The 13522-nt window shown below is 67.7% G+C and carries 13 protein-coding genes and 1 tRNA gene; 5 read left to right on the top strand and 9 right to left on the bottom strand.

Annotation, left to right across the window (positions count from 1 at the left end; all coding sequences use genetic code 11):
* Positions 1-37: 37 nt before the first annotated feature.
* From Q8Q71_RS05325 to Q8Q71_RS05310, 4 genes are all read right to left on the bottom strand, one after another.
* Positions 38-502 carry a UPF0262 family protein gene (locus tag Q8Q71_RS05325; protein WP_305758607.1) on the bottom strand — a complete coding sequence of 155 codons (465 nt, stop codon included), beginning with the start codon at positions 500-502 and terminating at the stop codon, positions 38-40.
* Positions 499-978, bottom strand: coding sequence for a DUF2948 family protein (locus Q8Q71_RS05320; protein WP_305758606.1), 480 nt, complete (start codon positions 976-978; stop codon positions 499-501). Before Q8Q71_RS05320 ends, Q8Q71_RS05325 begins: the two co-directional genes overlap by 4 nt.
* Positions 968-2257, bottom strand: a complete 1290-nt coding sequence (gene murA / locus Q8Q71_RS05315) for a UDP-N-acetylglucosamine 1-carboxyvinyltransferase (protein WP_305758605.1) — start codon at positions 2255-2257, stop codon at positions 968-970. The genes Q8Q71_RS05320 and murA overlap by 11 nt, the downstream gene beginning before the upstream one ends.
* A gap of 100 nt (positions 2258-2357) precedes the next feature.
* Entirely contained in the window at positions 2358-2540 is a 183-nt protein-coding gene (locus Q8Q71_RS05310) for a hypothetical protein (RefSeq protein WP_305758604.1), read from the bottom strand.
* 99 nt (positions 2541-2639) lie between these two features.
* Here Q8Q71_RS05310 and Q8Q71_RS05305 point away from each other — a divergent pair.
* A tRNA-Thr gene (locus tag Q8Q71_RS05305) sits at positions 2640-2714 on the top strand.
* A gap of 164 nt (positions 2715-2878) precedes the next feature.
* Positions 2879-3232, top strand: coding sequence for a hypothetical protein (locus tag Q8Q71_RS05300; protein WP_305758603.1), 354 nt, complete (start codon positions 2879-2881; stop codon positions 3230-3232).
* An 84-nt stretch (positions 3233-3316) separates the two neighbouring features.
* Here Q8Q71_RS05300 and Q8Q71_RS05295 read toward each other — a convergent pair whose 3' ends face one another.
* A complete protein-coding gene (locus tag Q8Q71_RS05295) occupies positions 3317-3868 on the bottom strand; it encodes a hypothetical protein (protein ID WP_305758602.1) in 552 nt (183 codons plus the stop codon).
* A gap of 49 nt (positions 3869-3917) precedes the next feature.
* Positions 3918-4409 (bottom strand): peptide-methionine (R)-S-oxide reductase MsrB, encoded by a 492-nt coding sequence (gene msrB / locus Q8Q71_RS05290; protein WP_305758601.1) that lies wholly within the window; start codon positions 4407-4409, stop codon positions 3918-3920.
* Positions 4410-4922: 513 nt separating this feature from the next.
* On the opposite strand from msrB, the gene Q8Q71_RS05285 reads away from it, so the two are divergent.
* Entirely contained in the window at positions 4923-5234 is a 312-nt protein-coding gene (locus Q8Q71_RS05285; protein ID WP_305758600.1) for a hypothetical protein, read from the top strand.
* A 1246-nt stretch (positions 5235-6480) separates the two neighbouring features.
* Here Q8Q71_RS05285 and Q8Q71_RS05280 read toward each other — a convergent pair.
* Positions 6481-7974 carry a hypothetical protein gene (locus Q8Q71_RS05280; protein ID WP_305758599.1) on the bottom strand — a complete coding sequence of 498 codons (1494 nt, stop codon included), beginning with the start codon at positions 7972-7974 and terminating at the stop codon, positions 6481-6483.
* 219 nt (positions 7975-8193) lie between these two features.
* On the opposite strand from Q8Q71_RS05280, the gene Q8Q71_RS05275 reads away from it, so the two are divergent.
* Together Q8Q71_RS05275 and Q8Q71_RS05270 are read left to right on the top strand one after the other, a co-directional pair.
* Complete coding sequence (locus tag Q8Q71_RS05275) at positions 8194-10206, top strand: acetyl/propionyl/methylcrotonyl-CoA carboxylase subunit alpha (protein ID WP_305758598.1); 2013 nt, start codon at positions 8194-8196, stop codon at positions 10204-10206.
* A gap of 23 nt (positions 10207-10229) precedes the next feature.
* Positions 10230-10775 (top strand): DUF805 domain-containing protein, encoded by a 546-nt coding sequence (locus tag Q8Q71_RS05270; protein WP_305758597.1) that lies wholly within the window; start codon positions 10230-10232, stop codon positions 10773-10775.
* On the opposite strand, the gene Q8Q71_RS05265 is transcribed toward Q8Q71_RS05270, so the two are convergent.
* Both Q8Q71_RS05265 and Q8Q71_RS05260 read right to left on the bottom strand, forming a co-directional pair.
* Positions 10768-12105: an MFS transporter gene (locus tag Q8Q71_RS05265; RefSeq protein ID WP_305758596.1), complete on the bottom strand. Its 1338-nt coding sequence runs from the start codon at positions 12103-12105 to the stop codon at positions 10768-10770. The two genes, Q8Q71_RS05270 and Q8Q71_RS05265, sit on opposite strands and share 8 nt — an antisense overlap.
* A 3-nt stretch (positions 12106-12108) precedes the next feature.
* On the bottom strand, positions 12109-13518 hold the full coding sequence (locus tag Q8Q71_RS05260; protein WP_305758595.1) for a hypothetical protein: 1410 nt from the start codon (positions 13516-13518) through the stop codon (positions 12109-12111).
* Positions 13519-13522 lie beyond the last annotated feature (4 nt).

Raw genomic sequence — 13522 nt, 5'->3', positions numbered from 1 at the left:
GCGGGCCTAATGCCCGAAAACGCCGGGATAGTCGAGATCAACCGCGCCGGTACAACGCCGTCACCAGGGTAAACAGCCGCCGCGCCGTCTCGTGGTCGACGGCGATCTTGCCGTCCAGCCGGGCCTTCAGCAGCTCGGCGCCTTCGTTGTGCAGGCCGCGCCGGCCCATGTCGACGGCCTCGATCTGGGACGGAGACGTGCCGCGCAGGGCTTCGTAGTAGCTGTCGCAGATGGCGATATAGTCCTTCACCACCTTGTTCAGCGGCGTCAGCGACAGGCCATGGACCCGGTGGAAATCCGGCCCCGTGATCTCGAACGCCAGCCGCCCGTCCACCAGCGCCAGCTTCAGCCCGTAAGGCCCGCCCGCCGCCCCCGCCGGTTCGAAACTGTTCTTCTCGACCAGGTCGAAGATGGCCACCCTCCGCTCGTGCTCGATCTCGGCGGTCGCGGCCGGCAGGGTCGCGGCGTCCAGTTCGACCGAGGCCAGCCGATGCTCGCTCACGCCGGATCCGCCGGCTGGTCCAGATGGGTCGGGGCCACCCTGGCCGGCCAGCGTTCCGACAGGTCGGTCAGCACCGCGTCCAGGCATTCCACGTCGATGCGCAGGTCGCCGCCGCCCGCGAACATCAGCAGGACCCGCCCGCCCGGCGCCTCGTCCGGCGCGAAATCCATGGCCAGCAGCTCCAGGGCGCTTTCCGGCAGGCGCGGCAGGCGCCGGCTCTTGACCGCGATCACGTCGCCGAACTGCATCGCCGCCATCACCCGCGTGCCGCCGCACTCCCAGCAGAACCGGCTCAGCTTCAGCGTCACCCGCCGCGCCGTCGGCTCCCAGACGATGTCGACCGGCCGCAGGATGGCGTCCTGCAGGGCCGCCGAGATGATGGACAGGTCGTCGGCGTCCTCGGCCAGCAGGCGCAGGGGCTCCGGCGGCGTCCGCGCCGCCTGCTCCGCTCCGTCTCCCCGGGCCTCAGTGCTCATGCTCGTCGCCCTTGATCCGGCGGATATCGGCTCCGCAGGCGCCCAGCTTCTCCTCCAGGCGTTCGAAGCCGCGGTCCAGATGATAGACGCGGCCGACCGTGGTTTCACCCTCCGCCGCCAGGCCGGCGATCACCAGGCTGACCGAGGCGCGCAGGTCCGTGGCCATGACCTGGGCGCCGTGCAGCGCCGTCACCCCGTGCACCACCGCCTCGCCGGCGTGGACGTGGATGTCCGCCCCCAGCCGCGCCAGCTCGGGCGCGTGCATGAAGCGGTTCTCGAAGATGTTCTCGTGGATGACGCTGTCGCCCTCGGCCGTGGTCATCAGGGCCATGAACTGGGCCTGCAGGTCGGTGGCGAAGCCCGGATAGACCTCGGTCGCCACATTGACCGCCTTCAACCGCACGGCCGGATCGCGCTTCACGATCACCCCGTCCGCGGTCGGCGTCACCTCGACCCCGGCCTCGACCATCTTCGCGCCCAGGGCCGTCATCAGTTCCGGCCGCGCCTTCGTCAGCCGCACCTCGCCCCCGGCCATGGCCGCGGCCACGGCGTAGGAACCCATCTCGATCCGGTCGGGAATCACCGACCAGGTCGCCCCGCCCAGCGAGGGCACGCCGGTGATCACCAGTTCGTCCGTGTCGACGCCCTCGACCCGGGCCCCCATGGCGGTCAGGCAGCGGGCCAGATCGCCGATCTCGGGCTCCCGCGCGGCCTTCCGGAGCACTGTGACGCCATCGGCCAGCACCGCCGCCAGCAGGGCGTGTTCCGTCGCCCCGACCGAGACGAACGGAAACTCGATCTCCGCCCCCTTCAGGCCGTTCGGCGCCCGGGCGGTGACATAGCCCTCGTCCAGCTCGATCTCGGCGCCCAAGGCGGTCAGGGCCTGCAGGTGCAGATCCACCGGCCGCGCCCCGATGGTGCAGCCGCCCGGCAGCGACACCTTGGCCTCGCCCGTGCGCGCCAGCAGCGGCCCCAGCACGTTGAACGAGGCCCGCATCTGCCGGACCAGGTCGTAAGGGGCGAAGGTCGAGGTCAGGGTCGCGGCGTGAAACAGCGTCTCCTGCCCATCGGCCCCGTCGCGCTCGGTGACCTCGACGCCCAGTTCGCGCAGCAGCCGGCCGAGGAATTTCGTGTCCGCCAGGCGCGGCATATTGGTCAGCCGCAGCGGCTGATCGGTCAGGATCGAGGCGGCCATCAGCTTGAGGGCGGAGTTCTTGGCGCCGCTGATCGGAATGCTTCCGTTCAGCCGGGCGCCGCCGGTGATGGCGATGCTGTCCATGTCGTCTCTTGCGACCCCGTGCAGGGCGCAAGGGGGGATCGGCTATCTAGCGCGGACCGCCGTCCTTGCGAAAGGCCGACATCCGTCCGGTCGATGACATTCAGTTGCTCGGCTTTACCGGCTTGCCGGCGCGCGCCGCGGCCTTGCGCCGTTTCAGATTGTCGCGCAGCGCCGTGGCCAGACGCTGGGCCCGGGCGGTCGCCGGCGTTTTCGGCGCCGCCAGGGGGTCGGGCAGGGTCGCCGGCAGCTCGGGGCGGGGCGAGTCGGTCTTGGACTTGTCCATGCCGCGATCAGACCCGCGCCGGAACTTTTCCGCAAGCAGGGGAAATCAGGTCTTCCCCCTTTGTCCCCGGTTGGCTATAGGGCCGCTTCCTCAGATCAGGCCGCCGTAGCTCAGTGGTAGAGCGCATCCTTGGTAAGGCTGAGGTCGTGGGTTCGATTCCCCCCGGCGGCACCACTCTGAAACCCTTGCGGGGCCCGGCGTTTTCGCCGGGCCCCGTTCGCGTTCCGGCCGCCAGCGGCCCCGCCGCTTTTCCCCGCGCCGGACGCCTCGACAGGGTTCGGCCAACGGTGGTATCGTCAATCTCGCGCAAGGGGGCGCGGACTTCCAAGGAAATCAAAATGTTCAGCACTTTCGCACGCCGTGCGTTTCTGACGGCGGCTGTGGCGGCCGTCGCCCTGGGAACCTCGGCCTTCCAGTCGAACGACGGGCAGGATCGTCGGGTTCGCATCATCAACGCCACCGGCGTCACCATGACCCATTTCTACGCCTCCAACTCGGGGCAGGACGACTGGCAGGAAGACATCCTCGGCCAGGACGTGCTGCGCAACGGGGCCTCGGTGGTGATCAATATCGACGACGGCTCGGGCGCCTGCCTGTACGACTTCAAGGCGCGCTTCTCGGACGGCGACGAGCTGGAGCGCTATCGCATCAACGTCTGCGAAATCACCGAATACCGCTACACCGCCGGCTGATCGACCAGCCGCCGAATATGGAAGGGCCGCGTCCCGGGGCGCGGCCCTTTTTCGTGCCCGGTCGGACGGCGGCGGAGGTCCGGATCAGTCCCGGCCCCGGCGCTCCGACGGGTCGGGACGATCGTCCGGACGCAGGCCGCGGCTTTCGAACTCCACCGCCGCGCCGGACAAACGGCCGGGACCGTAACGGCCGTCGCTGAAATACGGGTCGCCATAGCCGTAGCCGTAACCGTAACCGTAACCGCCATACGGATAGCCGTTCTCGATCTGGCGATAGCGGATATCCAGCCGCGCGGTCTCGCCGATCGGCAGGGACATGGCGACGCCGTAGTCGCGATAGCCGCCCGTGCCGATGCCGAAACTGACCTCGCCGTGCACCTTGCGGTCGTCCGGGATTTCCTCGACGGCTTCGGCCCACGGCTTGTCGGCGATCGAGCGCGCGGCCATCCAGCGCTCGATCTGTTCGTCGGTCGACAGGCCGTGCGGCACGGCCTCCTGGACCGCCCCCTCGACCGACGGCGCCGTCGGCTGGGCCGTGGCGCTCAGATCGACGGCGGTGGCCGGCGCGGTGGCGACGATTCCATCGGGGTCGGACGCGGCCAGCGCGGCGGCCAGTATCAATGCGAAAACAGCCATGCGCCCAACTCCACCGGTGACGACACTCTAGCCCTGAATGCGGCCAAGGTCAGGCGCTTCCGTCTCCGCGCCGTAATGGATCGGGCAGCGGTTGGCCCGCGGGGACGAAGGCCAGGGCGACGGAGTTGATGCAGTAGCGCAGGCCGCCCGGCCCCGGGCCGTCGGGGAACACATGGCCCTGATGGCTGTCGCAGCGGGCGCAGCGGGTCTCGGTGCGGGTCATGCCGTGGCTGCGGTCCGTGATCGCCTTCACATGCGCCGGATCGACCGGCTCGGTGAAACTGGGCCAGCCGGTGCCGCTCTCGAACTTGGTCCCGGTGCGGAACAGCGGCAGGCCGCATTCGCGGCAGCAGAACACCCCGGCCCGTTTCTCGCCCAGCAGGGTGCCGCAGAACGGCGCCTCGGTGCCGTGCGCCAGCAGCACCCGCCTCTCCTCGGGCGACAGATCCGCCTCCAGCGCCGCGCGCTCGGCCGCGTCGGGCGGCGTCAGGTCGTAGCCGGAGGCGGAGCGCGGGGCCGGGGCGATGTCGGGGTCGGTCATGTTTCCGAAATAGGAAGGACCGGACGAGGGTTCCAGCCCCGGCGTCTGCCTCCCCTTCATGGGGAGGGAGACGTCTGTCGTCGGCTCCGACCCATAGCGGACGTCTGGCTAAGGCTTGAGGGCTATGTCGGCTCGTCGCCTGTAATACCAATTCACTGCGGAGTTTGTTGCAAGGCAGCCTAGTGCGATGAGGGACAACCAATCTCGCGTCAGCCAAGGACCAACAAGTGGAAGCCGGTCCTTCAGACCGACGAACCCTGCCGTCAAAAGAACGAGGACCAGAAGGATCAGGGCCAGTTGAACATAGCGCACCCTTCGAGGAGGACGCCCGGCCAGATGCTTCGCGAGATCATCGCCGGTTAGGGGTGCTCCGAACAGCCAATCCATGACGGCATTGCGCTTAGCTGGGTCTCCCATGAGCTTTCTTCCCTTGCGTCTCCCAAGTGGTCAAGAGCGCACAACATCCGCTTTCCATCCGTTGCGGACATTCGCCGCCAGCCTCAAACTGGTTTGATGAGGACGACCGTTCCAGCGGCTTTCAGCCTTGCCTTCACGGGACCTGAGGGACCTTACACGATCCAGTTCGAGCCGACTGACGAGTGGGACGGCGTGATTGACGTATCCATCGGCGGGCTGACGATGCGCTGGCACGTGGTGGAGGCCGACCAGGAAGACACCGGGGCGGTTGTGTTGGGAGGCATGACCAGCGGAAGCGAGCCGCTGTGGAGCGACCAGTATTGGTTCGAGCTTCGCTTCAGCGATGCGCCGCCGCTGATCCGTTACTGGGGCGATCAGGTCATCTGGCGTGAAGATCACGCCGCTTGATGTCCAACGTCCGCTAACCACCCTCAGGCGGCAGTCGGCTCACGACCCAAAGCGGACATTAATCTACGCGCCGCGCCTGTTCGGCTTCGATGGCGTGTCGCCGCTTTAGGAACAGCTTCGAGAGAAGCGGAGAGAGGGGTGTCGCCAACCGACTCGCCACCCGCGCAGCTTCCTTCTCAAGCTCAACATCCGACAACCCGGAAAGGCTTGCTTCGGACGGCACTCCACTGCGATTTCGGCGCGGACGAACCATTCCCTATTGTGCATGGTCGAGGTCCGTTTTCCACCTTCAGGCGACGGTCCGCTCCCGACCCATTGCGGACGCTCGCATCGACTGTATCCTCCGTCATGCTCTCGATCCGCGCAGCTCCCGGTCCCGTGACGCCCTCGGGAGCCTTGGTCCACTCCCGAACGCGCCCGTTCCTGATTATCGACTCCGGTTGGCCGACTAATCCTCACGAACTGAATGTCGACGGTACGCTGCTGCTCCCCTGTGCCGAGGGCCGCGTTCTTTCCCGTATCGAACTCATGATGCCGAGCCCTCGGTGGGCCGGGGAGCGGCTACTAGAACCGTTCCCCACTAACGCAGAGCCGGGGAGCCTCGTGCTTTCTGAGGCTTCGGTCGCTCAGGGATTTTTCGCCAACCCGGTTCACGTCGTCGCTGCTGACTCGAAGTCCCGGATCAGGATTGTGCTGGATGATCGCCCCGCCACCCAACTAGTCGCTCTTTCGCCCGATTGTGTGGCGCGGCTGAGCGCGGGCGACTTGCTAGGCTTTGACGTGCGCGGTTTTCGCTAAGCGAATGTCCGCTTCCCACCCGCAGCAGACATTCCGAAGGGCTGCTTCGGAGCGGCCTCTGATCACATGTCCTGATCACCCAACGCTGCCCGGCGCCGGGGCGCGGCGCTGCCGGTACCGGTCATGCCGTCGAGGGGCAGGCCCTTGTCATCCCGGACGCCGCATGGCGGCGATCCGGGACGTACGGAGGTTCCGCTCGCGACCTCCCGGAAATCGCGAAGCGGTTATCCGGGAGACAGGCGGCCGCCCCGCCCTGTCTGACCTGTCCCCCGGACAGCTGGCGCTTCCGGGGGGCGCGCGAAGTCTGAGCATTCAACCGTCCCGTCCCGGCTCGCCGCTTCGCGGCGTCCGGGATGACAAGGCGCGCCCACCACTCCACCGGTTCACCGAATCGAAAAGGCCGGCCGGGACATCCCCGGCCGGCCTTTACTGTCTCCCGACGCCGGATTCAGCCGCCGAACAGCGTCCCCACCCAGGTCCGCACCGCGGCCTCGTCGGTCGGGTTGCCGGTCCAGGCCAGGCCCTGGGCCGGGGTGAACGGCGTGTTGTTCGGGCGCGGACGCGAGGTCCAGGCCTTGTGGCCGTAGCTGAGGTCTGAATAGTTCGACGGCAGGCGCAGCTGGGTCGGCTCGACGAAGATCGAGTCGGTGGCCGTGGTCGAGCCGGCCAGACGCACGTTGGGCAGCTTGGTCAGCAGGTCCAGGGTGTCCAGGCAGCCGCCCGAGCAGCCGGCGTCGACCAGCACGATCACCGGGCCCTGCACCGGGTTCGGCGCGCCGGTGTCCGGCACGGCGGCGCGGCCGGCCAGGGTGAAGGTCGGCTGGCCCGCGGCGATGGCCGCGTCGAAGGCGGCCACGATCTCGCGGGTCTGTTCGATCACCGGCATGGCCTCCTGCACGAACTGCGGGTCGGCCTCCATCCGGCCCAGGGCCGCGGCGTACCAGTCGCGGTTGCCCTGGGTGGCGCGATAGGTCAGGTCCCCCGCCGCCGGCTGGCGGCTGACGGTGAACTCCGGCGTCCAGATGCGGTTGGCCAGGCCATAGCCGCGCGCGGTCGAGGAGTTCAGACCCGAGCCCGAGGCGGCGCGCAGGTCCAGCACGAAGCCCTGCGGCCCGCGCAGGGTCGCCACCTGGGCCTCGACCGCGGCGTTGAAGGCCTGCCAGCCGGCGCTGTCGGCGAAGGAATGCACGTGCACCCACGGCCGGCCGTTGACGCTCTCGATCGCCAGCGGCGTGGCCGGCGGCATGTAGACGGTGGCGCGATAGGCGGCCTCGAGGTCGCCGGCCACGACCGGGACCGGGCGGATCTGGATGTCGCGCGGACGGCCGCGGCCCGACTGGAAGCTGCACTGCGACGGCACGCCGGCGGCGAACGGGTTGTTGCGGTTCCACATCAGATAGGGGGCCGAGGTGACGCGGCCGGCCTCGGTCTCGAGGTTGCCTTCCCAGCGGTCCAGCTTGGCGCGGGCGAATTCCTCGATCGGGGTGACGTTGCACTCGACGACGACGTCGCCGACCCGCGGCGCGCCGCGCGTGCCCGGCTTCACATAGGTCACCACATAGCGGCCGTCGCGCCAGCCCGTGGTGAAGCCCGGCCAGCTGATGCCGAAATAGGGGCCCATGCCCTCGAAGGTCGGCGACACGGCGATGTTCGAATCGCGGAAGCCGCGCGCGTAGTAGCGCAGCAGATAGGCGTGGCTGTCGCCGCTGTTGACCCGGTTCGCCATGCCCAGCGATTCCTGCAGGCCGGCGTCCAGCCAGGCGCGGAAGCCCTGGCTGGCGGCGCCCGGAATGGCCGGGGCGGGGTGGTTGGCGGCCAGTTCGTCGTGCGCCCTCTGCAGATCCTGGCGGGCCAGGGCGCGGAAGTCCTGGGCGGAGGCGGCGCCGGCCCCGATGGCGAGGGACAGGGCGGCGGTCGCGACGAAGGTGAGCAGGCGGGACATCAGGTCAGGCTCCGGGCCGGTAAGCGGGACAGGGACGGGATCACAATGATCGGGCGGGGATGAACGGAACTGGAACGGGTTAAACCCCATCGGAACGGCCCTTGCCAAGCCCATACCCGGCTCAGGTGAACGCCCCTCAGGTTTACTCCCGCCGGATCGCGGCCTAATCGGGGCGGTCCCCTCGCGCCGCGATCACGTTCGCTTCAGATTCAAAGACGCATGTTCTCCAAAATCCTGATCGCCAACCGCGGCGAAATCGCCGTCCGCATCATCAAGACCTGTCGCCGGATGGGCATCGCGACCGTCCAGGTCTATTCCGAGGCCGACGCCGGCTCGCTCGCGGTCGAGATGGCCGACGAGGCGGTGCTGATCGGTCCCGCCCCGGCCAACCAGTCCTACCTCCTGGCCGACCGCATCGTCGAGGCGGTGCGGCGAACGGGCGCGGAGGCCGTCCACCCCGGCTTCGGCTTCCTCAGCGAGAACGCCGGCTTCGCCCGCCGCCTCAGGGACGAGGGCATCGCCTTCATCGGCCCCAACCCCGAGGCCATCGAGGCCATGGGCGACAAGATCAGCTCCAAGAAACTCGCGGCGGAAGCCGGCGTCTCCACCGTCCCCGGCCACATGGGCCTGATCGAGACGACGGAAGAGGCGGTCAGGATCGCCAACCAGATCGGCTACCCGATCATGATCAAGGCCTCGGCCGGCGGCGGCGGCAAGGGCATCCGCGTGGCCCATTCGGACGCCGACATGGCCGAGGGTTTCGCCGCCGTGAAGGCCGAGGCCCTGAACGCCTTCGGCGACGACCGCGTCTTCCTCGAGAAATTCATCATCGACCCGCGCCACATCGAGATCCAGGTGATGGGCGACAAGCACGGCAATGTCGTCCACCTGTTCGAGCGCGAATGCTCGATCCAGCGCCGCAACCAGAAGGTCATCGAGGAGGCCCCCTCCCCCCTGCTCGACCCCGAGACCCGCGCCGCCATGGGCGCCCAGGCCGTGGCCCTGGCGAAGGCCGTGAACTACGACTCCGCCGGCACGGTCGAATTCGTCGCCGGTCAGGACAAGTCGTTCTTCTTCCTCGAGATGAACACCCGGCTGCAGGTCGAGCATCCGGTCACCGAACTGATCACCGGCGTCGATCTGGTCGAGCAGATGATCCGCTCCGCCTGGGGCGAGAAGCTCGCCTTCGCCCAGGAGGACCTGGCCATCAACGGCTGGGCCATCGAGAGCCGCATCTACGCCGAGGACCCCTACCGCGGCTTCCTCCCCTCCATCGGCCGCCTGGTCCGCTACGAACAGCCGGAAGAAGGCGATCAGGGCGGCTACACGGTCCGCAACGACTCCGGCGTCCGCGAGGGCGACGAGATCTCCATGTTCTACGACCCCATGATCGCCAAGCTGTGCGCCTGGGGTCCGACCCGCGACGCCGCCGTCGACGGCATGGCCCGGGCGCTGGAGGACACGCATGTGGCGGGCGTGGGGTGTAACATCCCCTTCCTCGCCGCCGTCATGGACCAGCCCCGCTTCCGCTCGGGCCACATCTCGACCAGCTATATCAAGGACGAATTCCCCGAGGGCTTCCACGGCCTGCGGCCCGACCGGCGCCAGACCGACATCCTGATCGCCGCCGCCGCCGCCATGAACGAGATCGCCGCCGAGGCCTCGGGCGACCCCTCGGGCCGCGTCGACTGGATCGTCCTCGTCTCCGCCGAGGGCCCGGCGCCCCATTCCGGCCCCGGCGAGGCCCACGGCGTCTCCCTGGCCTATGACGACGACGAGGCCCTGACCCTCGACCTGGCCGGCGAGGAGCGCGCCCTGCGGCTCAGCGACATCGACTGGCGCCCCGGCCTGGCCCAGTTCCGCGCCGTGCTGGACGGCGTCCCCTTCACCGCCGAGGTGGCCCGCGTCGCCGACGGCTGGCGCATCCGCACCCGCGCCGCCCGCGCCCGCGTCCGCGTGCTCAGCCCCGCCGTCGCCGCCCTCTACGCCCGCCTGCCCGACAAGGTCGCCGCCGACACCTCGAAGCTGGTCGTCTCCCCCATGCCCGGCCTCGTCGTCGCCATCCCGGTCGCCGTCGGCCAGGAGGTCAAGACCGGCGAGACGGTGGCCGTCATCGAGGCCATGAAGATGCAGAACATCCTCAAGGCCGAGCGCGACGGCGTCGTCAAAACCGTCAGCGCCTCGGCGGGCGACCCGGTGGCCGCGGACGACGTGCTGGTCGAGTTCGAATAGTCAGCCGGCCCCGGGGGGACGCGATGGATTTCAGACACGCCCTGTTCAGCTTCGACGGCCGCCTGCGCCGCCGCGACTGGTGGCTGTGGTCCATCGCCCTGTTCCTGGCCCAGATCCTGACGACCCGCATCGCCGACACCCTGTTGTTTGGCGCTGACGCCGATCTGCAAGCCGGTCGCTACGGCGCCTGGTTCTTTGGCGGGGCGCAGGACGCGGGACCGCAGTGGACCGCGCTCGCCTTCGCCTTCGTCTTCCTCTGGCCCGCCCTCGCCCTGATCCTGAAGCGGGCCCACGATCGCGACCGGCGCGGTTGGGAGCTGGTCGCCATCCACCTCGCCGCCACGACCGGCTATCTGGTCCCCAGCGACGCCTATGAGGCGGCCGGCCGCGCCATCGACGCCGGGGACTGGCTCGCGGGCGCCCCCATGATGGCCTGGGGCCTGATCCTCATCATCGCCTCCCTCTACCAGCTCGTCGTGCTCGGCTTCCTCGACGGCACGCCCGGCTCCAACCGTTTCGGCCCCTCGCCCAAGGGCGTCGGCGGCGACACGGCCGAGGTGTTCAGCTGAGCGCCGGCCCCTCCGCCGCCGCCGGCGCCTTCGCATACGCCGCCGACAGCCGCCGGTACGACCGCGAGTTCCACGCCAGCCCCGTCGCGATCAGCCCGACCGCCCCCGCCACGGTAAACACCAGGGCGATGCCCCGCTCGGGCCCCGTCCCGTACCAGCCGCCGATCGCCTCCGCCCCCCAGCCGTCCGTCATGAACGGAATGAACACGAACTGCGCCAGCGGCGCGATCATGAAGGCCGTCAGCGGCGAGGCCGCCTGCTCCACCGACTGGGCGAAGCCGAACACCCGCCCCTGCCGCTCGAACGGCACCACCTTTTGCAGCGTGGTGTGCTCGGCCGCCTCGGCATAGGGCCCCATCAGCATCCAGATGAAACAGCCCACGCCCAGCAGCACGATCGACGACTGCACGGTGAACACCGCCGCCGTCGCCCAGCAGATCAGATTGACGATCATCAGGGTCCGCAACGGATTCCGCCCCAGCCCCGTCCTCGCGATGATCACCCCGCTGAGAATGAACGCCGTCGACACCCCGGCCCACATGAAGCCCCAGGCCTGCACCGGCATCAGCGACAACCCATAGGCGTCCATCAGCGCCATGAAGACCCCGCCGAGGAAGTTGTTGAAGGCGCCGAACAGGATCAGGGCGAACAGGCCCGGCACGGCCCCGACCACCGTCATCGTCCCCCTCAGATCGACCCGCCCGCGCCCGGTCTGCCCCGCCGCCTTGCGCAGCGCCGCCGGATCGGGCTCGTCCACCCTCAGGAACCGCAGATGCAGGAACACCGGCACGGTCAGGCCCAGGGCGAAGACCAGCGCCCCCTCCATCCCGGCCCAGGCGACCAGCAGGCCGCTGATCACCGAGGTGGTCAGAAAGCCGATCCCGCTGACCATGCCGACCAGGCCGTTGGCCTTGTCGCGCCGGTCCTCGGGGACCAGGGCCGTGACCAGCGTCGGCAGGGCGATCGAGCGGATATTGCCGGCGATGACCCCCAGCATGGCCACGCCCACGAGCGCCCACAGCCACGGCCCCGCGACCTCGGCCAGCGCTCCCTTGGGCGCCCCCTGATGCACGGCGAAGGCGACGGCGTACAGCGCCAGCGACGCCAGGCTGGACCCCAGCATGACCCGCTTCTTGCGGTGATGGTCCACCAGGCTCCCGAACCAGATCGCCAGCCCCGCGGTCAGCACCAGATAGAGGCCCGCGATCATCCCGGTGGCGAACACCGACCGCGTCTCAAGGAACACCCAGAAGGTCAGGGCGAACCAGACGGTGTAGTTGGTGATGTTGGCGATCAGGTTGTTGGCGAGGATATGGTGGAAGGAGGTCATTGGCTAGTCGTCGTCTGCTTCATCAATCTCAAGGTCATCATAATCCTCTCGCTTAACTGCATCCTCGATCACTCCTTGCATCGGGATCGCCAGATTCGGCAGCAGTTCCTCAAGATCAACAAGATGCGAGACATGAACGGTCTGAATCTGCTTCTCAACCGTCGTGGAGGCTTCTAATGCGCCATGAAGGTTGGCGGCTGTTGCCCGCACCGTGATGATCGCAGGTTCATCGCGATGGGCGTCGAGGCCGAGAACACCATCGAACACCCAAGTTTGGCCGTGCCGAAAATCCTCGCAGTTGGCGACGATCCGCCGAGTGCGGTCCGGCCCCTCCACAAATTCGACCTCATGGCGACCAACTCGCAAAGGGACGAAGTCTCGAACCATATTCCGGTGCAACGCGAATATGCTGGAACGAGCTCGTGGAGCGGTGGGACCACCCGACGGGACAAACACAAACTTGCTGTGAAGCCAGCCTTCTGAGCTCTCAATCTCGATGATGAATCGATCTGCGCGAACGCGGCCTACGTTAGAAACCTCAACGCTGAATGGGACTTGGTTGAAGAGCAATTCGATCTTGCGTTCGTAGGCGCCGACGAAAACGGGCACTTTCTGATCCCGGTAAGCCGCATACCGGTCATCAAGGCTCCGGTCATATTCGTAGGCTCCGACGCCGAACATCCCTTGGTGTTGGTAAGGCTGGGGATTGAGGGTCAGTATCCGATTTTCAATCAGCTCTCGTTCGTAGGGAGTGAGACCGTTGACGCGATAGGTCGGAATAGGGCTTGAGCCGCCAAGTCGGATTTGAACTTCCAGTACAGGCTCTGTCCCCTCCAGTTCTTGCACCCTGTGCTTGAGCTGTTGGATCTTTTTGTCTTGTGGAGTCGGCTCAACGGGCCTCAACCAATCTTCGGACATATGGTGAGTCCGCACACCGTGGCGCGCCGCGAAAGCCAAGGGTTTGATATCTTGGCTTACGAGCACCTTTTCATGGGCATCTATCCCGCGCGCATGGAGAATTTCCGCAACGATGCGCGAGTCTCCATCGTCAGGGTCGAGATCGTCATAGCTTGACCAACGGATGCGGTCACAAATCGCCAACGTGACTTCGACCCGTGGACCTGTTTCTCGGACGACAACGGGTACGCCGCCAATCGCTGTTCCGATTAGACGGTTAAAGGCACGCGCGATCTTGCCGAGGCGACCATCGCGCTTCTTGGAATCGATCTCCTTCAGGGCTGTTGGCGTGAAGAGAGCAAGGATCGGACCCCGAGCATCAACGTCCGACCACGGCAGATCGGCTAGAGGCTTTCCCTCGAGCACAACATTCGCATCAAGAAACACTTTGGTTGTGTACGCGGACGACGCAGCACCGGCCCGGAGCAAAGTGTCGACCGGGTTGTTCGCTTTCACATCG

The organism is Brevundimonas sp., assembly GCF_030704825.1.
In the GTDB taxonomy this organism is placed as follows: Bacteria; Pseudomonadota; Alphaproteobacteria; order Caulobacterales; family Caulobacteraceae; genus Brevundimonas.
Note: the sequence above shows the minus strand (reverse complement) of the source record. Positions and strands in the feature narration are given on the sequence as shown.

Coding starts and splice junctions, on each gene's coding strand:
- Q8Q71_RS05320 (WP_305758606.1), bottom strand. CDS start 978: ATGAGCACTGAGGCCCGGGGAGACGGAGCGGAGCAGGCGGCGCGGACG.
- msrB (WP_305758601.1), bottom strand. CDS start 4,409: ATGACCGACCCCGACATCGCCCCGGCCCCGCGCTCCGCCTCCGGCTAC.
- Q8Q71_RS05280 (WP_305758599.1), bottom strand. CDS start 7,974: ATGTCCCGCCTGCTCACCTTCGTCGCGACCGCCGCCCTGTCCCTCGCC.
- Q8Q71_RS05310 (WP_305758604.1), bottom strand. CDS start 2,540: ATGGACAAGTCCAAGACCGACTCGCCCCGCCCCGAGCTGCCGGCGACC.
- Q8Q71_RS05265 (WP_305758596.1), bottom strand. CDS start 12,105: ATGACCTCCTTCCACCATATCCTCGCCAACAACCTGATCGCCAACATC.
- Q8Q71_RS05285 (WP_305758600.1), top strand. CDS start 4,923: ATGAGGACGACCGTTCCAGCGGCTTTCAGCCTTGCCTTCACGGGACCT.
- Q8Q71_RS05270 (WP_305758597.1), top strand. CDS start 10,230: ATGGATTTCAGACACGCCCTGTTCAGCTTCGACGGCCGCCTGCGCCGC.
- Q8Q71_RS05295 (WP_305758602.1), bottom strand. CDS start 3,868: ATGGCTGTTTTCGCATTGATACTGGCCGCCGCGCTGGCCGCGTCCGAC.
- Q8Q71_RS05275 (WP_305758598.1), top strand. CDS start 8,194: ATGTTCTCCAAAATCCTGATCGCCAACCGCGGCGAAATCGCCGTCCGC.
- Q8Q71_RS05300 (WP_305758603.1), top strand. CDS start 2,879: ATGTTCAGCACTTTCGCACGCCGTGCGTTTCTGACGGCGGCTGTGGCG.
- murA (WP_305758605.1), bottom strand. CDS start 2,257: ATGGACAGCATCGCCATCACCGGCGGCGCCCGGCTGAACGGAAGCATT.